The sequence below is a fragment of the New Jersey aster yellows phytoplasma genome (assembly GCF_002554195.1).
Taxonomy (GTDB): Bacteria; Bacillota_I; Bacilli_A; order Acholeplasmatales; family Acholeplasmataceae; genus Phytoplasma.
In genome coordinates, this window is record NZ_MAPF01000071.1 from 1 (window position 1) to 578 (window position 578).

Annotated in this window: 1 pseudogene; it reads right to left on the minus strand. The window is 19.2% G+C overall.

The features are described 5' to 3' along the window. Positions 1-38: 38 nt before the first annotated feature. Positions 39-578, minus strand: a pseudogene (locus BBA70_RS03825) (hypothetical protein); the annotation flags it as partial.

The following is a 578-nucleotide window of genomic DNA, read 5'->3' on the forward strand; positions in this document are numbered from 1 at the left end:
TCAGGTTTCATGAGTATATTTTTATTATTTTTTTGCCTTTGTAAATCATCATAAGGAGCTGTCAAAGTAATTAAAAAGATTATTTTTTTTAGAATCTTTTAAAAATTATATAAAAAGTTTTATCCTTGCATTTTTGTGAAGAATCTCGATAATGCCTTTAAAAATTTTTTGTATTTTTGGTTTTAATTTTCTTTGCAATTTTAAATTTTCTTTTTAAATTTGTTTTTTTTTAAAAGAATAAATCCAATTTCAAATCATCATCACTTAATGACAAATACCTTTCTTCTTTTTTTTCTTTTTAAATGTTTTTTATAACATTTAATTCGTTCCAAAGGTTCAAACATAGAATAATTAAACCCTTTTTAAACGAGTCTCATAGCCATTATCTTTTTTTTGTACTTTATAAATATTTTTAGAAATTTCCTTAAATAAAACACATAATTTTAAATAACATTTCTTATAATAAGATTCAGTAATTTGATTAAATTTATGTTGTTTTTCTAATTGGTTAACTTTTTCATTATAAATTTTAATAGTAGTAGATAATTCATCATAAATTTCTATATCTTTTGAATTAG